Source organism: Streptomyces sp. NPDC003027, assembly GCF_053591435.1.
On the sequence record NZ_JBSFTU010000005.1, the window covers coordinates 80,569 to 99,736 of the forward strand.

At 71.7% G+C, this 19,168-nt stretch carries 17 protein-coding genes, 1 pseudogene and 2 riboswitches; of the genes and pseudogenes, 2 read left to right on the forward strand and 16 right to left on the reverse strand.

Going from position 1 to position 19,168, the window contains the following annotated elements; all coding sequences use genetic code 11:
• Positions 1-68: 68 nt before the first annotated feature.
• The 5 genes from ACWDX6_RS06190 to ACWDX6_RS06210 are packed head-to-tail and all read right to left on the reverse strand — an operon-like array spanning position 69 to position 3,917.
• On the reverse strand, positions 69-638 hold the full coding sequence (locus ACWDX6_RS06190; protein WP_451483760.1) for a GAF domain-containing protein: 570 nt from the start codon (positions 636-638) through the stop codon (positions 69-71).
• Positions 635-1,258: a GTP-binding protein gene (locus tag ACWDX6_RS06195; RefSeq protein ID WP_451483761.1), complete on the reverse strand. Its 624-nt coding sequence runs from the start codon at positions 1,256-1,258 to the stop codon at positions 635-637. Before ACWDX6_RS06195 ends, ACWDX6_RS06190 begins: the two co-directional genes overlap by 4 nt.
• Positions 1,236-1,607, reverse strand: coding sequence for a DUF742 domain-containing protein (locus tag ACWDX6_RS06200; RefSeq protein ID WP_355115101.1), 372 nt, complete (start codon positions 1,605-1,607; stop codon positions 1,236-1,238). Before ACWDX6_RS06200 ends, ACWDX6_RS06195 begins: the two co-directional genes overlap by 23 nt.
• 2 nt (positions 1,608-1,609) lie before the next feature.
• Entirely contained in the window at positions 1,610-2,044 is a 435-nt protein-coding gene (locus ACWDX6_RS06205; protein WP_403291751.1) for a roadblock/LC7 domain-containing protein, read from the reverse strand.
• Positions 2,045-2,051: 7 nt separating this feature from the next.
• On the reverse strand, positions 2,052-3,917 hold the full coding sequence (locus ACWDX6_RS06210) for a sensor histidine kinase (protein ID WP_451483762.1): 1,866 nt from the start codon (positions 3,915-3,917) through the stop codon (positions 2,052-2,054).
• A 600-nt stretch (positions 3,918-4,517) separates the two neighbouring features.
• Here ACWDX6_RS06210 and ACWDX6_RS06215 point away from each other — a divergent pair.
• Positions 4,518-5,795, forward strand: coding sequence for an Nramp family divalent metal transporter (locus tag ACWDX6_RS06215; RefSeq protein WP_451483763.1), 1,278 nt, complete (start codon positions 4,518-4,520; stop codon positions 5,793-5,795).
• A gap of 80 nt (positions 5,796-5,875) precedes the next feature.
• On the opposite strand, the gene ACWDX6_RS06220 is transcribed toward ACWDX6_RS06215, so the two are convergent.
• From ACWDX6_RS06220 to ACWDX6_RS06260, 9 genes and pseudogenes are all read right to left on the reverse strand, one after another.
• Positions 5,876-6,472 carry a DinB family protein gene (locus ACWDX6_RS06220; protein ID WP_451483764.1) on the reverse strand — a complete coding sequence of 199 codons (597 nt, stop codon included), beginning with the start codon at positions 6,470-6,472 and terminating at the stop codon, positions 5,876-5,878.
• A gap of 58 nt (positions 6,473-6,530) precedes the next feature.
• On the reverse strand, positions 6,531-7,550 hold the full coding sequence (locus ACWDX6_RS06225) for a hemolysin family protein (RefSeq protein WP_451483765.1): 1,020 nt from the start codon (positions 7,548-7,550) through the stop codon (positions 6,531-6,533).
• Positions 7,547-8,866 carry a hemolysin family protein gene (locus tag ACWDX6_RS06230; protein WP_451483766.1) on the reverse strand — a complete coding sequence of 440 codons (1,320 nt, stop codon included), beginning with the start codon at positions 8,864-8,866 and terminating at the stop codon, positions 7,547-7,549. The genes ACWDX6_RS06225 and ACWDX6_RS06230 overlap by 4 nt, the downstream gene beginning before the upstream one ends.
• Before the next feature lie 137 nt (positions 8,867-9,003).
• Positions 9,004-10,020 (reverse strand): hemolysin family protein, encoded by a 1,017-nt coding sequence (locus ACWDX6_RS06235; RefSeq protein WP_451483767.1) that lies wholly within the window; start codon positions 10,018-10,020, stop codon positions 9,004-9,006.
• Positions 10,017-11,356: pseudogene (locus ACWDX6_RS06240) on the reverse strand (hemolysin family protein). The gene ACWDX6_RS06235 and the pseudogene ACWDX6_RS06240 overlap by 4 nt, the downstream one beginning before the upstream one ends.
• 257 nt (positions 11,357-11,613) lie before the next feature.
• Positions 11,614-12,636, reverse strand: coding sequence for an ABC transporter substrate-binding protein (locus ACWDX6_RS06245; protein ID WP_451483768.1), 1,023 nt, complete (start codon positions 12,634-12,636; stop codon positions 11,614-11,616).
• A gap of 15 nt (positions 12,637-12,651) precedes the next feature.
• Positions 12,652-13,437, reverse strand: coding sequence for an ABC transporter ATP-binding protein (locus ACWDX6_RS06250; protein ID WP_451483769.1), 786 nt, complete (start codon positions 13,435-13,437; stop codon positions 12,652-12,654).
• On the reverse strand, positions 13,437-14,546 hold the full coding sequence (locus ACWDX6_RS06255; RefSeq protein ID WP_451483770.1) for a FecCD family ABC transporter permease: 1,110 nt from the start codon (positions 14,544-14,546) through the stop codon (positions 13,437-13,439). The genes ACWDX6_RS06250 and ACWDX6_RS06255 overlap by 1 nt, the downstream gene beginning before the upstream one ends.
• A gap of 104 nt (positions 14,547-14,650) precedes the next feature.
• Positions 14,651-14,776: riboswitch (cobalamin riboswitch) on the reverse strand.
• Positions 14,777-14,889: 113 nt separating this feature from the next.
• On the reverse strand, positions 14,890-16,131 hold the full coding sequence (locus ACWDX6_RS06260; RefSeq protein ID WP_451483771.1) for an MBL fold metallo-hydrolase: 1,242 nt from the start codon (positions 16,129-16,131) through the stop codon (positions 14,890-14,892).
• 131 nt (positions 16,132-16,262) lie between these two features.
• On the opposite strand from ACWDX6_RS06260, the gene ACWDX6_RS06265 reads away from it, so the two are divergent.
• On the forward strand, positions 16,263-16,886 hold the full coding sequence (locus ACWDX6_RS06265) for a TetR/AcrR family transcriptional regulator (RefSeq protein ID WP_451483772.1): 624 nt from the start codon (positions 16,263-16,265) through the stop codon (positions 16,884-16,886).
• 19 nt (positions 16,887-16,905) lie between these two features.
• Here the strand turns inward: ACWDX6_RS06265 and ACWDX6_RS06270 are convergent, their stop codons facing one another.
• Together ACWDX6_RS06270 and ACWDX6_RS06275 are read right to left on the reverse strand one after the other, a co-directional pair.
• Complete coding sequence (locus ACWDX6_RS06270; RefSeq protein ID WP_451483773.1) at positions 16,906-17,700, reverse strand: SGNH/GDSL hydrolase family protein; 795 nt, start codon at positions 17,698-17,700, stop codon at positions 16,906-16,908.
• Between the two features lie 171 nt (positions 17,701-17,871).
• A complete protein-coding gene (locus tag ACWDX6_RS06275) occupies positions 17,872-18,813 on the reverse strand; it encodes a M23 family metallopeptidase (RefSeq protein ID WP_451483774.1) in 942 nt (313 codons plus the stop codon).
• 4 nt (positions 18,814-18,817) lie between these two features.
• Positions 18,818-18,974, reverse strand: a riboswitch (cyclic di-AMP (ydaO/yuaA leader).
• Positions 18,975-19,168 lie beyond the last annotated feature (194 nt).

Sequence of the window (19,168 nt, forward strand, 5' to 3'; positions counted from 1 at the left end):
GGTGCGTAGATGCGGACGGAGAAGCGCCCCGGAACGGCCGCATGCCGTACCGGGGCGCCGCCCGTGCGTCAGATCAGGCCCTTCTCGCGGCGGTGGATCTGCTCCACCAGCTCCGCCGCCAGGGTCTTGATGGTCTCCAGACCGGCCCGGCCCCACGGCCGTACATCGGTGTCGACCACGCAGATCGTGCCCAGCGCCACGCCCGTACGGTCGATCAGCGGCGCTCCCATGTAGGAGCGGATGCCGATCTCGTCCACCACCGGGTTCCCCGCGAAGCGCGGGTAGTCGCAGACGTCCTCCAGGACCAGGGCCTTGCGGCGCACCACCACGTGCGGGCAGTAGCCGTGATCGCGGGCCATGAACCGGCCGACGTTGCCGCCGGCCGCCGCCGCACCCAGGTCACTGCCCGAGTGCGTACCGGCCGGAGTGTGCAGTCCGGCGAAGAACTGCCGGTTCTCGTCGATGAAGTTGACCATCGAGTACGGGGCACCGGTCACCTCCGCCAGGCGGTGGGCGAACTCGTCGAAGGCCGGCTCCGGCCGCTCCCCCAGCCCCAGCTCGCGCAGTCGCCGCACTCGGGTCGGCGCCTCCCGGTCGATGGGGGTCAGCAGCAGATGACCGGTCGGGTCGTACGTCATGTCGGTGCTCCGTAGCTCGGCACGGCGGCCGGGATGGTGGTGAGCAGATGCTGGACGAGGGTGAGCAGCGTGCGGATTCCGGCGCTGGAGATCCGGGCGTCGCACTTCACGACCGGCACCTCGGGCTTGAGGTCGAGCGCGGCGCGTACCTCGTCCGGCTCGTAGCGGTGGGCGCCGTCGAACTCGTTGACGGCCACGACGAATCCGATGCCGCGCCGCTCGAAGAAGTCGACCGCGGAGAAGCAGTCCTGCAGGCGGCGGGTGTCGGCGAGGACGACCGCTCCGAGGGCGCCCTCGGAGAGCTCGTCCCACATGAACCAGAAACGTTCCTGGCCCGGGGTCCCGAACAGGTACAGCACATGGCGGTCGTCGAGGGTGATGCGCCCGAAGTCCATCGCGACCGTGGTCGTGGTCTTGGACTCCACGCCCTCCAGGCTGTCGGTGGCCGCGCTGACCTGGGTCAGCAGCTCTTCGGTGCTCAGCGGTTCGATCTCGCTGACCGCGCCCACGAAGGTCGTCTTGCCCACGCCGAAGCCGCCGGCCACCAGGATCTTCAGAGCGGTGGGGAACGGGTCGGTCGCGAAACTCTCGTGGCGCTCAGAGCCGTTGTCGTAGGCCATCGAGCACTGCCTCCAGCAAGGAACGGTCGGTTGGATTGGCGTGGAAACGCGGGGCGCGGGCGGTGAGCGCCCCGCAGTCCACGAGATCGGAGAGCAGGACCTTGGTGACGACCGCCGGGAGCCGTAAGTGCGCCGCGATCTCCGCCACGGAGGTGGGTCCGTCGCACAGCCCGAGGGCCAGGCTGTGCTCGGGACCCATGTGCGGCTGCGGGGAGGAACCCGTCGCCATCACCATGGAGAGGAGGTCCAGCGCCGTGGTGGGCTGGGTCCGCCCGCCGCTCACGGTGTACGGGCGGATCAGCCGGCCGGCCGCGTCGTCGAGCCAGGGTCCCTCCTGTGGGGACGTCACGCTCACTGCCCCGTGCTGCCCGCCGCGCCCGCCGCTTGCCTGGCGGGCGTGACGAGATACGGCCGTACGCTCTTGACCAGCATCGCCATCTCGTAGCCGAGGACGGCGGCGTCCGCCTCGCGCCCGGCGAGCACCGCCAGACACGTGCCGGAGCCGGCGGTGGACACGAACAGCAGGGTGGAGTCGAGTTCGACGACCACCTGCCGCACCTCGCCGCCGTCGCCGAAGCGGGCGCCGGCGCTGCGGCCGAGCGAGTACAGTCCGGAGGCCAGCGCGGCCATGTGGTCGGCGGCGTCGGTGTCGAGGCCGTGGACCGATTTCACCAGGCCGTCGGAGGAGAGCAGTACAGCGTTGCGGGTGTACGGGACCCGCTGGACCAGACCGCTCAGCAGCCAGTCGAGATCCGAGGAATGGCCGTTCGGCGCATTGCTCGCCATGGTGCATCTACTCCTTGTGCGCGTCACCGGGACGCAGCGGTTCTTGGGGGGAGGGCTGGGATTCGGCGAGTCCGATGCCGCGCTGGAACGCGGCCATCAGACCCGGGTCGTGCAGAGTGTGCTCCTCGGGCTTGCGGGCCGCGGGCTCGTCGCGCAACTGCGGGACGAGGTGCTCCTGGGCACGCCGCTTGGGGAGGAGGGGGCGGGTCGGCGTCTCCACCCGCGCGGCCGGGGGGGCCGGCGGGCCGGGAGGTGCCTGAGGGGGCAGCGGGGCGCCGCCGGTGCGGGGACGGTCGCCGGCCGGGTAGGGGTCGCCGGTGTGCGTCGGCTGGAGCGGCACCGCGGCCGCCGCGGTGGTGTACGACCGCGCGCGCTGCGAGGGTTCGGGCTCCGGCACGTCCTGCCGGTCCCGTACGGGTGCGGCCAGCGGTTCCCGTACGGGGGTGGGCGCGGGCCTTTCCACGGGTACGGGTGCGGGCGTGCCGGTCACGCCCGGGGCCGGGTGCGACGGGGCGGCGGCCGGCTGGGCCGGAGCCGCGCCGACGGCCGGGGGCTGGCTCTGGGCGGCGGCCTGGGCCTGGGCCGCGGCGCCCGTGGCCTGGCGGTCGTTCTGCGCGAGTCCCTCGGGGTCGGCGCCGAGGAGCCCCTGCGGCAGCACGAGTACGGCCTGGACACCGCCGTAGATGTTCGACTGGAGGCGTACGGCGATGCCGTGGCGCCGTGCGAGCGCCGAGACGACGAACAGCCCAATGCGGCCGTCCTGGAGCAGGTGGGCCACGTTGACCTGGTCGGGGTCGGAGAGCAGGGCGTTCATCTTGTTCTGCTCGGTGAGCGGCATGCCCAGGCCGCGGTCCTCGACCTCGATGGCGAGGCCGGCGGTGACGTACTGGGCCCGCAGCAGGACCGTGGTGTGCGGAGCGGAGAAGAGCGTCGCGTTCTCGACCAGTTCGGCGAGGAGGTGGATGACGTCGGCCACGGCGTGGCCCCGCAGCGTGCCGTCGATCGGCGGGACGAGCTTCACGCGCGGGTACTGCTCGACCTCCGCGATGGAGGAGCGCAGCACCTCGGTCATGGTGACCGGGTTCGACCACTGCCGCCGGGAGATGGCGCCGCCGAGCACGGCGAGGTTCTCGGCGTGGCGCCGGATGCGGGTGGCCAGGTGGTCGACGTGGAACAGGCCCTTGAGCAGCTCCGGGTCCTCGACCTCGTTCTCCAGCTCGTCCAGGAGCTGGATCTCGCGGTGGACGAGGGACTGGAGCCTGCGGGCGAGGTTGACGAAGACCTCGACCTTCTGTTCGTTGCCGACGCTGCTGGAGAGCCGGGACGCCTGGACCACGGCGGCCACGGCGGCCTCGTGGGAACGGTTCAGCTCCTGGGCCAGCAGGTCGAACTCGTCGCCGGAGGCGGCGGCGGGCGGCGCGGCGGGGCGGGCGGGCGGCCCGTCGCCGCGGCGCAACTGTTCGACGATCGTACGCAGTTCGCTCTGCCCGCGGGCGCTGGTCCGGCGCAGGGCGTTGCAGCGGTCCAGGACGGCTTTGGCGGCCCGGTCGGCCCCGAGCGCCGCCGCGGTGACGGAGGCGATCGTGAGGGCGGCGGCGCCCGTCAGCGCGGCCCAGAGGCCGGGGGTCGGGCTGGCGCCGGTGGAGCGGAGGGTGAAGAGCACGGCGGCGGCGCCGCCGAGGGCCACCGCCACGGCCGGGAGTACGGAGGTGCGCAGGAGTTGGGGGCGTATGCGGGCTTCCATCGACAGCGGCGCGGAGCGCTGCGCCGGGTTGGGGGCGCCCGCGGGGGGAGCGGAGCGGGCGCCTGTCCGGCCGTGCCGCCCGCCCTCGCGGCGTTCGGACCGCGCGGCGGGTGCGCGAAGTTGAGACATGAGTGTCCTTGGTACGTGCCCAGGAATCGGCGTACTGCGATGTGTGCTGACGGGTCTGTGCTACGTGGGTGTGATGAGCCTACCGATGATCACCAACCACACACTGTAGTCGTCAACCGTTCATGTGCGGCGCGCAGTTGGCAAACTTACCCGTACAGCGTCCCACTCTGGTATCAGCCCTCGCACGCCAGGCCGAGAATGCTCGGCCGAAAGTCACCGGTGGGCGGGAGGGCGGCGGAGCGGAGGGGGGCGGAGGCGGGTGCACGCCCCTCCCGCGCGAGGAAATCGCCGCTGACCGGAATCCGCCGGGGCCGCGCCGGGCCGCTCCCGGGCCCGGGGGCGGGCGCGGCCTCGCGTGCCCTCCGGCCGGTGCCCCCGCGCGCCGCTCACCGACCGTGGCGTGGCCTGGGGGTTCGCGTCCGGCCGGGTTCCGGTGGCCCGTAGGAGGTGACTGTCCGTATGGGCGGCGAGCCCGGCGTCGGTGCGTTCCGGCGCGTGCGGACCCCGCTGTCCTGGGCGGACCTCTTGCGCGACCGCCGCCGACCGGTTTTGGTGGCCCCGTCATCATCATCTCCAGGGCGAACGAGAGGGCGGCCACGCATGGCGGACACCAAGCAGACCGATACGGCGGGCAGAGGGAACGAGGCGCCGCGCAAGGCATCGTGGCGATCCATCGGTCCGGGTATCGTGGTGGCGGCGACCGGCGTCGGTGCGGGTGACCTCGTCGCCACCCTCATCGCCGGCGGCAAGTTCGGCTACACCCTGCTCTGGGCGGCGGTGATCGGCTGCCTGGTCAAGATCTCGCTGGCCGAGGCGGCGGGCCGCTGGCACCTCGCCACCGGCCGTACCCTCTTCGACGGCTGGCGCAGCCTCGGCTCCTGGACCACCGTCTACTTCGCCGGGTACGTCGTCATCTGGGGCTTCGTCTACGGCGCCGCGGCGATGTCCTCCAGCGCGCTTCCACTGGCCGCGCTCTTCCCCGACGTGATGGACTTCAAGCTCTGGGCCGTGCTGTGCGGCCTGGTGGGTCTTGTCTTCGTCTGGTTCAACCGGTACGCCGTCTTCGAGAAGGTCATGACGGTCCTGGTCGGTGTGATGTTCCTGGTCACCGTCTACCTCGCGATCAGGGTCACACCCCGTCTCGACAGCGCCTTCGCCGGCCTCGCGCCCGTCCTTCCGGACGGGTCGCTGTTCTACACGCTCGGCCTGATCGGCGGCGTGGGCGGCACGATCACCCTCGCCGCGTACGGCTACTGGGTCAACGCCAAGGGCTGGAACGACACGAGCTGGATGAAGGTGATGCGGCTCGACAACCGCGTCGCCTACATCACCACCGGGATCTTCGTGGTGGCCATGCTCTTCGTCGGGGCGGAGCTGCTGCACTCGTCCGGCGTGGCTCTGGCGAAGGGCGACAGGGGGCTGCTCGACCTGAGCGCCGTCCTGGAGGAGCGCTACGGCGCGGCGACCGCCCGGCTCTTCCTGATCGGCTTCTTCGCCACGTCGTTCACCTCGCTGATCGGCGTCTGGCACGGCGTGAGCCTGATGTTCGCCGACTTCGTGACGAAGTACCGGCCGTCCCTGACCGCCCCCGGCACCCGCCCGGACAAGTCCCTGCCCTTCCGCGCCTACCTGCTCTGGCTCACCTTCCCGCCCATCAGCCTGCTCTTCCTCGACCAGCCGTTCGGCCTCATCGTCGCGTACGGCGTGATCGGCGCCCTCTTCATGCCGTTCCTGGCCCTGACCCTGCTGTGGCTGCTGAACTCCTCCCGCACCCCGGCCGAGTGGCGCAACGGCCTGCTGAGCAACGGCATGCTGGGCGCGGCCGGCCTGCTGTTCCTGGTGCTCTGCGTCCAACAGGTCCGCGACCTGCCCTGGTAGCCGTCGACGGACCCCTCTCGCGTCGCCCGTCGTACGTCCACGGCGTGGGCGGGCGACGCGGGGTGCCGTCCGAAGACGCGTCAGCCGCCGACTTCCCGCGCCACGCGCTCCAGTCGGCTCCGGTGGCCCTCCCACCAGGCCTGATCCCCTGGCGGCATGTCGTCCCTGCCCGGCAGACTTCCGACGGAGCCGTCGATGAGCTCGCGCACGATGTCGGCGTGGCCGGCGTGCCGCTGCGTATCGGAGATCACGCGCACCAGGACCTGATGCAGGGTCACCTCCCGGCGCTCTTCCGGCCACCACGGGACGTGACCGGTCGCGTCGAGTGGCAGCGTCGCGATCGTGCTGTCGGAGTGCTCCCACGCCCGGCGGTACAGCCCGACGACCTGTTCCCGTGACTCGTCCGCGGTGGCCCACATGTCCGCGTCGGCGGCCGGCTCCTCGGTGTACCACCAGGGCGGCGGCCCCTCGTCGAAGAACGGCCGCCCGAACGTGTCGCCGAAGTACCCCAGCTCCACGCCGGCGGCGTGCTTGACCAGCCCCAGGAGGTTCGTGCCCGTGGGGGTCAGCGGACGGCGGATGTCGTACTCCGAAAGCCCCTCGAGCTTCCACACCAGCGCGTCACGCGCCTCTCGCAGGTACCGCAGCAGGTCCGCTTTCGGGTTCGGTTCGCTCATGCCGGGCAGTCTTCCACCCGGCACTGACAGCCGGGCGTGACATCGGACGTCGCCGCGGTCAGACCATGTGCGGTCCCATGAGCCGTACAAGCAGGTCGTCGAGGCTGACCAGGCCGGTGAGCGTGCCGTGCTCGTCGCGTACGACGGCGAGGGAGGAACGGCGCTGCCGCAGCTGCTCGACGGCGTGGGAGACGGTGTCCGCGGCCGCCAGTTCCGGTACGGGCCGGGCGAGGTCCCGGGCGGTCAGGTTCCGTCCGCGGGTGCGGGCGACCAGGGCGTCGCGGGCGTGGACCGAGCCGAGCACGCGCTCGCCGTCGTGGACGAGGAGGCGGGAGCGGTCGGCTTCGGCGGCGCGGGCGAGGATCGCGTCGAGGCCGGCGGAGGCGGGGACGGTGACGATGGCGGCGGCCGGGGTCTGGAGTTCGGCCACCGGTGTGTGGGGCTCGGTGAGGGAGCGGGTGATGAGCTGCGAGTCGGTCTTGTTGATCAGGCCGAGCCGCTCGGACTCCTCCACCAGGTGGGTGAGCTGTTCGCGGTTGTGGACGGCGGCCAGTTCGTCCCGGGGCTGGACGCGGCACATCCGTACCAGCGCGTTGCTGACCTTGTCGAGCAGCCAGATCAGCGGCCTGACCGTCTTGACGACGGCGCGGAAGGCCGGGGTGAGGAGCATCGCCGAGCGCTCGGGATGGGCGATGGCCCAGGACTTGGGGGCCATCTCGCCGACCACCATGTGCAGGAAGACCACGATGGTCATGGCGACGGCGAACGCGATCCCGTAGCTCAGCCCCGCGGGCAGGCCGAGCCGGACGAGGAGCGGGTCGAGTTCGTGGGAGATGGCGGGTTTGGAGATGGAGCCGAGGCCCAAGGTGCAGATGGTGATGCCGAGCTGGGCACCGGCGAGCATCAGGGACAGCTCGCGCATGCCGGCGAGCGCGGCCCTGGCTCCGCGCCGCCCCTCCGCGGCGGCCTTCTCGATGCGGTGCCGCTTGGCGGCGACGAGCGCGAACTCGGCGGCGACGAAGAATCCGCTGCCGATCAGCAGCAGGATCGTGACGAAGAGAGCCATGGGGAAGCTCATACCTGGGCCTCCTCGGACCGCTCGGCGACGCTCTTCTCGATACGTACGCGTTCGGGGACGTGACGGTCCAGGCTGAGGACCTCGATCCGGACGTCGTCCACCGTGAGGCGGTCACCGATCGTCGGAAAACGGCCGAGGCGGTCGATGATCAGGCCCGCGACGGTGTCGTAGTCGTCCTCCTCCGGCAGGTCGATCCCGGTGGCCTCCTCGATCTCGTCGAGGCGGCGGCCCGCGTCGACGCGCCAGCCGGCCCCGTCCGGGACGGCCAGGTCGACCACGACGTCGGTCTCGTCCGCGATGTCGCCGACCAGCTCCTCGGCGATGTCCTCGTACGTGACGATGCCGGCGACGCCGCCGTGCTCGTCCAGGACCACGGCGAACTCGTCGTCGCGCTCACGCATCTGCGCCACCGCCTGGGGCAGCGGCAGCGTGTCGGGAAGCAGGAGGGTGCGGCGGGCGGCCTCACCCGCCGTGGTCGTGTCGAAGTCGGCGGCGGGCAGGCGCATCAGTTCGTTCACGCCGAGGACCCCGACGACGTCGTCCGGGTGGTCGCCGAGAACGGGGTAGTTGGAGTGCCCGTGCCGCGCGATGAGCTCCACGGCCTCGGTGAGGGTGGCGTCCTTGCGTACGAACACGGCGTCCACGCGCGGCACCATCACTTCGTCCATGGTCCGCTCGGAGAACTCCAGGGCGTGGTCGAGCAGCCCGGCGGTGTCCGGCGGCAGTTCGCCCTGCTCGTGGGACTCGCCGATCAGATGACTCAGCTCCTCCAGCGTGGCCCCGTGGTGCAGTTCCTCGACCGGCTCGATGCCGGCCTTCCGCAGCAGTTTGTCGGCGGCACCGTCGAAGACGCGCACGACCGGTCCGACGATCTTCAGATAGACGAGAGTGGAGGAGGCGAGGGACTTGGCGAGCCGCTCCGGAACGGCGAGGGCCAGGTTCTTCGGGGCCAGTTCGCCGAGCACCATCTGCAGGACCGTCGCCACCGCGAAGGCGAGGACGACGGAGATCGCGGAGACCGCGCCGTCGGGCAGCCCCATTCCCTCCAGGGCCGGTTCGATCAGCGCGGAGACGGACGGTTCGGCCAGGAAACCGACGACCAGACCGGTCACGGTGATGCCGAGCTGTGCCCCGGACAGCATGAAGGAGAGCCGTTCGAGGACCTTCAGCGCACGCGCCGCCCGCTTGTCGCCCCCCTCGGCGTCGCGGGCCAGCGCGAGCCGGTCGGCGGCGACGTAGGCGAACTCCTGCGCGACGAAGTAGCCCGTGCCGGCGGTCAGGACGAAGACGGCCAGCAGGCCGAGAGCGGCGTTCATCGACCGCACCTCTTCGTGGCATCGGTGGACGTCGGTCTGGCGGACAAGAAGGCTCCTTCGCGAAGGGGGTGAAAGAAGGGTGGTGAGAGAAGGGCGGTGAGAACTGAGTATCGGGGTGTCGGCGGGCCCGGAGAGCCTCACACGGCGGCGGGTCCCACGAGCTCCTCCAGGACGTCCTCCATCGTCACGTAGCCGAGCACGGCGCCCGTCTCGCCCGTGATCGCGGCGAGGTGGCTGCCGGCGGCCCGCAGCGCCGTGAGCGTGTCGTCCAGCGGGGTGTCGACACGGACGCGGGTGACCGCGTGCAGCGTGGCGCGGGGGAACGGCTTGTCGCGGTCGACGGCGCCGAGGGTGTCCTTGATGTGCAGATAGCCGAGGACGGCTCCGGTCGGGCCGGTGACCGGGAAGCGGGAGTAGCCGGCGCGGGCCGCGGCTCGTTCCAGCTGCGCGGGGGCGATGCGATGGTCGACCGTGACCATCCTGGCCGCCGGTACAAGGATCTCGCCGACCGGCCGGGTCCCCAGCTCCAGGGCGTCGCGCAGCCGCTGCCCGTCGGCGGGCGAGAGCAGCCCGGCCTCGCTGGTGTCCTGGACCATCCGGGCGAGGTCGTCGTCGGTGAACACGGAGGCGACCGCGTCCTTGGCGTCGACCCGGAGCAGGCGCAGCAGGGCGTTGGCGGCCGCGTTGATGCCGAAGACGACCGGCTTGAGGGTCCGGGTCAGGGCGACGATCGGCGGCCCGAGCAGCAGCGCGGTCCTCACCGGCGCGGCCAGGGCGATGTTCTTCGGGACCATCTCGCCGATCAGCATGTGCGCGTACGTCGCCAGGGTGAGCGCGATGACGAACGCGACCGGGTGGACCAGGCCGCCGGGCACGTGCGCCGCCTCGAAGACAGGCTCCACGAGGTGGGCGATGGCCGGTTCGGCGACCGCTCCGAGGACGAGCGAGGAGGCGGTGATGCCGAGCTGGGCCGTCGCCATCACCGTCGAGATGTGTTCCAGGCCCCACAGGGTCATGCGGGCGCGCTGGTGGCCGTCGTGGGCGTACGGCTCGATCTGACTGCGCCGTACGGAGATCAGGGAGAACTCGGCCCCGACGAAGAACGCGTTCGTCAGGAGGGTGAGGAAGCCGATGGTGAGCTGGACGACGGTCATCGGGCCGCTCCGTGGTGGTGCTTCCGCGGCGGGAGGCCGGCGGCTTCGGTGATGTGGACCCGGTCGGCGCGGTGGTGGTCGACGTCCAGCACGTCCAGCCGCCATCCCACCAGATCGACCGCGTCGCCCGGCTCGGGGATACGGCCGAGGCGCGTGGCGATCAGCCCCGCGACGGTCTCGTACGGCCCTTCCGGCACCCGCAGTCCTATCCGGGCCAGCTCGTCGATGCGGACGCCTCCGCCGGCCTCCCAGCCGGCCCGGCCGTCCTCCGTGGACGGCGCGGGCAGCAGGTCCGGGGCCTCGACGGGGTCGTGCTCGTCGCGGACCTCGCCGACGACCTCCTCGACGATGTCCTCGACCGTCGCCACGCCGGCCGTGCCGCCGTACTCGTCGATCACGACCGCCATCGTCCGATGAGCCCGCAGCCGCTCCAGGAGCCGGTCGGCGGGCAGTGTCTCGGGCACGAGGAGGGGCTCGGTCACCAGTCCGGTGATGGGCGTAGCGCCCGTGCGGCCGGCTCGAGCGCGAGGACGTCGCGGATGTGGACGGTGCCGATCACGTCGTCCAGGTTCACCCGGTAGACGGGGAAGCGGGACAGGCCGGTGGCGTACGTGAGGTTGGCGGCGTCGGCGGCCGTGGCCCGGGCCTCCAGGGCGCGGACCTCGACACGCGGGGTCATGACGTTCTCCGCCGTCAGCTCGCTCAGGTGGAGTGTCCGTACGAACAGCTCGACGGAGTCGGCGTCGATGGCGCCTTCGGCGGCCGAGTGGCGGGCCAGTGAGGCCAGCTCGGCGGGGGTGCGGACGGAGGCCAGCTCCTCGGCGGGCTCCAGGCCGAAGCGGCGCACGAACCGGTTCGCGGTGTGGTTGAGGTGCCGGATGAACGGGCCGAAGGCGGCGGTGAACGCCCGTTGCGGTCCGGCGACGACCTTCGCGACCGCGAGGGGGTGGGAGATCGCCCAGTTCTTCGGCACCAGCTCGCCGACCACCATCAGGACCACGGTCGAGATCGCCACCCCGAGAAAGGTGGCGACGGACGAGGCGGCCCCGCCGAGCCCGACGGCCCGCAGCGGGCCACGCAGGAGGGCCGCCAGGGAGGGCTCGGCGAGCATGCCGATCACCAGCGAGGTGACGGTGATGCCCAGCTGGGCGCCGGAGAGCTGGAGCGTCAGCCGCCGGACCGCCCGCAGGGCCCCGTCCGCGCCACGCTCCTTCGCCTCGACGGCACGCTCCAGCTCACCGCGTTCGACGGTCGTGAGGGAGAACTCGGCCGCGACGAACACCGCGCACGCGAGGGTCAGCGCGACAGCCAGAAGCAGAAGAAGGAGCTCGGTCACCGTGCCACCCCCGGCCCCGTGGCGAAGCACAGTGGGCGGGACGCGGCACGGCTGGTACTGGGAGGCTCCATCGCGGGCCTGTGGCTCCTTCACTCGTTCCGGACTCGGGGATCACCACCCGAATGCCTACTCCCACCGTAAAGGACGAGGTCCGGATCCCGGCAGCCTCCCCGCCCGCATGCGCGGCCAGCGGCACGTCAGGTCAGGCAGGTCAGGCAGGTCAGGCAGGTCAGGCACGTCAGGTCAGGTCAGGCAGGTCAGGAAGCGAATTTCCTCAGGTCCGCGGCGAGCGAGGCGATGGCCGCGGGATTGCGCGGGCTCTCCACCAGCTCCGCGTAGTCGAGGACGACGATCCGGTCGTTCTTGACGGCCGAGACGCCGGCGAGCGGCGGGTAGGACTTGAGGAACTTCCGCTTCTGCTCCGCGGTGGTGTCACCGTAATCGTTGATCACGATCACCTCGGGGTCACGCTCGACCACGGTCTCCCAGCCGACCGTCGCCCAGCTGTCCTCCAGGTCCTTCATGACGTGATCGCCCCCCGCCTTGGTGATGATGTCGTGCGGCCCGGCGTACAGGCCCGAGGTCAGCGGCTTGTCCCGCCCGTCGTCATAGAGGAAGACGCGCGGGCGGTCAGCGCCCTTCGGGGCCTTCGCCTGCGCGTCGGCCACCTGCTTCCGGAAGTCCGCGACGAGGGCCTCCGCGCGGTCCTCGACGTCGAAGATCTTTCCCAGGTTCCGCAGGTCGGTGTAGAGCGCTTCGAGCGGCGGCATCACGCCGCGCGCCTTTCCCTGCCCGTTGCGGCACGATTCGCTCAGCAGATACGAGTCGATGCCCACCCGCGCCAGCTCGGTGGGGCTGAAGCCCTCCCCCTCGTTGAAGCCGTAGTTCCAGCCCGCGAAGACCAGGTCGGCGCGGGCGTCGAGGACCAGCTCCTTGTTGATCGTCTTCTTCGAGAGCCACGTCGTCTTCTGGTACGCGTCCTTCCAGGGAACGGAGGTGAGGTCGCCCCTGTCGTCGGGCATCACATAACCCGCCATGCGGTCCTCGAGCCCGAGCGCGAACATGATCTCGGTGATGCCGACGTCATTGGTGACCACGCGCTCGGGGGCCTTGTCGTAGCTCTTCTTCTGGCCGCAGTTCTCGATGGTGACCGGATAGTGGCCGCCGCGCGCCTTGGCACCACCCCCCTCCTCCTTCTCCGGGGTGACCTGCGCGCCGCAACCGGTGAGCACCAGGGCGGCGGCAAGGGCGAGTGCGGCGGGGCGTACGAGGTTCGGCATGGTGGCGATGACTCCTCAGGAAGCGGGATGGGCGGGCGGGAGACGGTCGAAGAGCAACTGCACGGCGCCGGACTCCGGATGCGGCACACGGTGCGCCCGTACGCCGAAGACCTCGGCCAGCAGTTCGGGCGTCAGCACGTCGTGCGGGGCGCCGGAGGCGACGATCCGGCCGCTGTCGATGACGTAGAGCAGGTCGCAGTGGAGGGCGGCGAGGTTGAGGTCGTGCAGTGCGGTGAGCACGGTCAGGCCACTTCCGCGCACGAGGGCCAGGACCTCCAACTGCTGGGCGATGTCGAGGTGGTTGGTCGGCTCGTCGAGGACCAGGACGCGCGGCTGCTGGGCGAGCGCGCGGGCGATCATGACCCGTTGCTTCTCGCCGCCGGAGAGGGTGAGGAAGCCGCGGCCGGCGAGGTGGCCGGCGCCGACCCGCACCAGCGCGGCCTCGCACGCCTTGCGGTCCTCGTCGGTGGTCCGGGCCACCGACCGCTGGTGGGGCAGCCGCCCCATCGCCACGACCTCGGCGACCGTGAAGTCGAACTCGGTGACCGCCTCTTGGGGCAGGGCGGCCAGTCGCCGGGCGCCTTCGCGCGCGCTGAGGGAGTGCAGGTCCTCACCGGCGAGCCGGACCGTACCCGCCGAGGGGCGCAGGGCGCGGTAGACGCAGCGCAGCAGGGTGGACTTCCCGCTGCCGTTGGGCCCGACGAGCCCGACGACCTGTCCGCCGTCCGCGCGGAGGGTGGCCTCGCGCACCAGCCGCGCGCCGGCGACCTCGACCGTCAGTGCGTCGATGTCGATCCGCATCACGCGCCTCCGAAGGTGTAGGAGCGGCGGCGCATCAGCAGGACGAAGCAGGGGACGCCGATGGCGGCGGTCAGCACGCCCACCGGCAGCTCGACGGGCGCGAGCACCACACGCGACAGGATGTCCACCCAGATCAGCAGGACGGCTCCGGCGAGGGGGGCGACGGCCAGCAGTCGGCGGTGGTCCGCGCCGACCAGCATCCGTGCGGCGTGCGGGACCATGAGGCCGACGAAACCGATCGCGCCGCTCACCGCGACCACGGCCCCCGTGACGGCGGCACAGACCAGGAACAGCTCCTTGCGCAGCCTCCCCGCGTCCACCCCGAGGGCGGCCGCGGTCTCGTCACCCATCGCCAGCGCGTTCAGGCGACGCGCTGACACCGTGAGGTGGGTGAGGCCGGCGAGCACGGCTCCCGCGGCGATCGGCACGGAGGCCCAGCTGGCTCCGCCGAGGCTGCCGAGCAGCCACATCATCGCGGAGCGGGCCGCCTCGCCGCGTTCGGCCGCGAACACCATGAACGTGGTGACGGCCGAGAACCCGTAGTACATCGCGGTGCCCGTCAGGACGAGCCGCAGCGGGGTCAGACCGTCGGCGGTGCGGGCGATCGCGTACACCAGGGCCATGGCGAGGAGCGCGGAGAGGAAGGCCGCCGTGGACAGGGCCCACAGGCCGAGAGCGCCGAAGGCTCCGAAGAGGAGGACGGCATTGGCACCGACGGCCGCGCCGGAGGAGATGCCCAGGACGAACGGGTCGGCGAGGGCGTTGCGGACCATGGCCTGCACGGCGACGCCGATGGCCGACAGTCCGGCTCCGACGACCGCGGCCAGCACGGCTCGCGGAAAGCGCAGTTCCCACACGATCGTGTAGGCCGAGACGTCGTCGGGCGAGAGGGGTCCGCCCGTCAGCCCGGCCCAGAGAAAGCGCAGCACCTCGCCCCAGGTGAGTCCCGAGGCCCCCATACCCGCCCCGCAGACGATGGAGAACACGAGCGCGGCGCACAGGACGGCGAAGAGAAGGGGCAGGGATACGCGCTGGGGCGGTGCGGGGCCGACGCGGGTGCGCGCCGTGTGGGGTGGCGCGGCCGGTTCGGTTTCCAGGGGTGTGGCCACGGGCTGATCGCCTTCGCCTCAAGCCGTGCACCCACGTGAGCAAAGGAGCGGCCCGGGACGCCGGGCGCCCTGCGCAGCACCCTCTCGCAGTCCACGGCGAATTGACAGGAGCCTTCACCACCGCGGGTAATCGGGCTCACGGAGCCGCGTACGCGGCTCCGTCTACCGTTGCGGGTCAGCGCCGGAATTCGACCGGCTTCCCCCGCGGGGCGGTTTGCAGCATAGCGTGTACGGCCGAGCTCCCCGCGGCCGCGCCCGGGAGGACGCGGGGCTGCCGCGCTCCTCCGGCGGGAGACACGCCGGCGGCCGCGCACCCTCCGGCTGAGGCGGTCCTGACTCGCCGTCAGCGATCACCGGCGAGATCGAGATCGTCCATACGGCCCTCGGTGGAGACCCGCACCGACCGGGGCCGGCGCCATGGGTGGGCGATGGGGTGGGCCACCGCCCGCCACCAGGGCTCCGAGGGCAGCTTTCCGGCGGGCTCGAAGGGCTGGCCGGGGCGAGGGAACGCGGCGGCCTGTCCGACCTCCTCGGCGGCGTCTTTCGTCCACTCCCCCGGCTCCGCCCACGGATGGGGCGCCAGGTTGAAGGTGCCCCAGTGGATCGGGAGCAGGACACCGCCCGGCCGCCCTCCTTGCAGGTCGAGGTGGGCTTGGACCCCCTGAGCGGGCGACATGTGGATGTCCGGCCACGCTCCCGGCAGCGGTGTGAGGTCCGGGTGGTTCTCGGGCCAGTACTCCGAGTACGCGCCGATCTGGATCATGGTGGCATCGAAGGGGCCGTGGGCGGCGCCGATCTCCTGGAAGCCGGGGAAGTAGCCCGTGTCTCCGCTGTGGTAGATCCGGTGCGTGGGACCGGCGACGACCCAGGACGCCCACAGGGTGTGCTGCTGGTTGCGCAGGCCGCGGCCGCAGAAGTGGCGGGCGGGGGTCGCGGTGAGCCGCAGGGCGCCGATCTTTGCCGTCTCGTCCCAGTCCAGCTCGCGCAGCCGGGAAGCGGGCACGCCCCAGCGCTCCAGATGGGCGCCCACGCCCAGCGGCACGGCGAAGAGGGTGTCCGTCGAGGCCAGGGCTCTGATCGTGGGCAGGTCGAGGTGGTCGTAGTGGTCGTGGGAGATAACGACCACGTCGACCGGGCCCAGCTCGGCGAGCGGCACCGGGACGGGGTGCAGACGCCGGGGGCCGGCGAAGGCGAAGGGCGAGCAGCGGTCGCCCCAGACGGGGTCGAAGAGCACCCGGTGGCCGTCGATCTCGGCGAGGACGCTGGAGTGCCCCATCCAGGTCAGCCGCAGACCGGAGGCCGGGGGCTCGGCGAGGTGGTCCAGGGTGCCGGTGTGGAGGGGGATCGCGCCGGTGGGGGCCCGGCGCGCCCGCGCTTCCTTCCGGAAGTAGACCTTGGCGAACTCGAGCATGGAGCCGGAGGGCCGGTGCCGGGCCGACACGGGGTTCCGGAAGACCCCGTCCGCGAAGTTCGGCGAGCGGCGGATGCGCTCCATGCGCTCTCCCACCGGGTCGGCGCCGAAGGCGGCAGGCCGCAGGGCGCGCAGCCGGGACCGCGGCGGATGGTCGGAGCCGGTGCCGGTCACAGGGCCTCCTGAGGTTGGGGGTCGTTCCATTATGTGCGGCCGCTGACCGTCATGGGCGGGCGGTGGATCGCGGCACCCGGCGCACCGTAAAATGATCATGCCCGCGTCATGTGCTGTGTAGTCTGAGCGACGTGGCGAGAGTGCGCTTGAACGTGGCGGAGCGGCGCGAGGATCTGCTGCGGGCCGCTGTCGCGCAGATCGAGGTCCGGGGCGTGGCGGCCGTACGGATCGCCGACGTCGCCTCCGCGCTCGGGGTCAGCAACGCCCTGGTGCTCTACCACTTCTCGACCAAGGAGAAGCTCGTCGCGGCGGCCTTCGCCTACGCCGCCGAGAGCGACCTCGGCCATCTGCGGGCGCTGCTCGGGCGGCGCACGACGGCTCTGCGCCGGTTGCGGTCGGCGGTCCGCTGGTACGCGCCCACCGGGCAGGCCAAGGGCTGGCGGCTGTGGATCGAGGGCTGGTCGGCCAGTCTGCGCGAACCGGCCCTGCGGGAGGTCGCCGGCGCCCTCGATCAGCAGTGGAAGGCGGCGCTGGCCGAGGTGATCGCCGAGGGCGCGGCGGCCGGTGAGTTCCCCTGCCGGGACCCGGCGGCCGCGGCCTGGCGGCTGACCGCCTTCCTGGACGGGCTGGCGGTGCAGATGACCTCGTACGCCGGATCGCTCTCGCGCGCCGCCATGCTGGAGTGGGCCGATGCGGCGCTGGACCGGGAGTTGGGCCTGCCCGGGCCCGACACGGGGGCTCAGCGCGGCTCGTAGACCGCCGTGGCCATCACGCCTACAGGGGCATGAGGTCCGGGCGCTTGGCCGCCACGTGGTCGCCCGAGCTCTCGCCCCGCAGCCGGCGGCCGATCCAGGGCACCAGGTACTCCCTGGCCCACAGGATGTCGTCGCGGCGCACCTCCAGCGTCCCGCGCGGGGGCAGCGGCGGCCACGGCTGGTCCGGGTCGGCCGGTACCGGGATGCCGAGGACCTGGGCGGCGCGCAGGGCGACCCGGGTGTGCCCCTCGGGCGACAGATGCAGCCGGTCGCCGTCCCAAGCACGCCTGTCCTGGACGGACTTGAGCGACCAGAGGTCCAGGACGGGGCAGCCGTAGCGGTCGGCGATGGCCCGGACATGGGCCGTGTAGGTGGCGATCTTGCCGCGCAGATGGCGCAGCACGGGCACGTCCCGGGTGTCGAAGCCGGTCGTGACCATGACCGTGCCGACGGCGGAGGTGAGGTCGGCGACGGCGCGCTCGAAGCGCTCGGCGACGTCGTCCGGGTCGCTGCCGGGGCGGATGATGTCGTTGCCGCCCGCGCAGAAGGTCACCAGGTCGGGGGCGAGTTCCTTGGCGCGGGGGACCTGCTCCTCCACGATCTGGTCGAGGAGGCGGCCGCGTACGGCCAGATTGGCGTAGCGGAACGCTTCGTGCTCCGGCAGCCGGTCGGCCAGCAGCACCGCGAAACGGTCCGCCCATCCCACATACGTCCCGTCGGGTCCGGGATCTCCGACGCCCTCGGTGAAGCTGTCACCGATCGCCGCGTACGACCCGAATACGTCCATGTCTCTTGATCTCGAATCGTCTGCCACGGGAGCACATCTTTCCCTTGGGGGTGTGACCTACGCGACCGTAAGGAGTGGTTGACGGCAGGTGAGATACGCCACCGGTCAAGATTGCGCCAAGCCGGAATACGCCGAGGGCCCGGCACGAAGGTGCCGGGCCCGGGGTGCGTGCCGTGGGACGCGTCGAGTGGTGACGCGTCAGATGCTGACGCCCTTCTCGCGCAGGTAGGCGAGCGGGTCGATGTCCGAGCCGTAGCTCGGACCGGTGCGCATCTCGAAGTGCAGGTGCGGACCGCTGGAGTTGCCGGTGGAGCCGGACAGGCCGATCTGGTCGCCGCCGTTGACGGACTGGCCGGCGGAGACGGAGAGGGAGGAGAGGTGCGCGTACTGCGAGTAGGTGCCGTCCGCGTGCTGGATGACGACCTCGTTGCCGTACGAACCGCTCCAGCCGGCGGAGTACACGGTGCCCGCGCCGACGGCCTTGACGGAGGTGCCGGAGGAGGCCATGAAGTCGACACCGGTGTGGTAGCCGGAGGACCACATCGAGCCGGAGGCGCGGTACGGCGTGGAGACGCCGCCGCTCACCGGGGAGACCCAGCCGGAGGAGGACTGCGACGCCGGCTTCGACTCCGCGGCGGCGCGCTCGCTGCTGCGGGAGCTGCGCGACTCGGCCGCGTCGGAGGTGGACTTCCCGGCCTTCGGAGCCGCCTTCGGAGCCGCCTTGGGCGCGGCCTTCGGAGCCGCGGCCTTGGGCGCGGGCGCCTTGGCCGTGGACTTGGCGCCGAGGGTGAGCTTCATGCCGGGGAAGATCAGCGAGGGGTTCTCGCCGACGACCTGGCGGTTGTCCTCGTAGAGCTTCTTCCAGCCGCCGGCCAGGTGGTGCTCGGCGGCGATCTTGGACAGATAGTCGCCGGCGACGACGGAGTACGTCTTCGGCTTGGCCTTGGCGGCGGCCGGGGCCTTCGCGGCGGCGGCGACGGCCTGCTCGGGCATCACGGCGGGAGCGGTCTTCTCGGCGGCGTGGGCGCCGGTCGCGCCGAGGAGCGGCAGGGCGACGACGGCGCCGCCCGTACCGGCGGCGACGAATCCGCGCGTGATCGGGTTGACCTTGGGACGGCGGTGCTTACCCTTCGCGGGCATGGCGAATTCCTCTCCGTCGCCTGCGAGGTGAGCTGTCGGGTTCGGACTGGAGATGCCCGGCCGCGTTCTCACGCGGCTTCACCCCGAGCCGGGCCGGCACGAGCCGGTTCGGCGTACTACCTGGGTCCCCCGCTCCTGCCATACGTGGGTGGGTGCGGATTCCGGACGGTGGCAGGATTCGGCGGTCCGACCGGATTGACGGTGACCGTAGACGAGGGGGGTCGGCGTGAACAAGCCGTCGCATTCATCTCGCATTCCCCGCCGTGAAATTCAACCGGAATTCCGGTCACCCTCCGCGATGACGGAGGCTCGATTTCCTTTTCTGCCAGGGCTATTGCGGAAGACGATCAGGCAC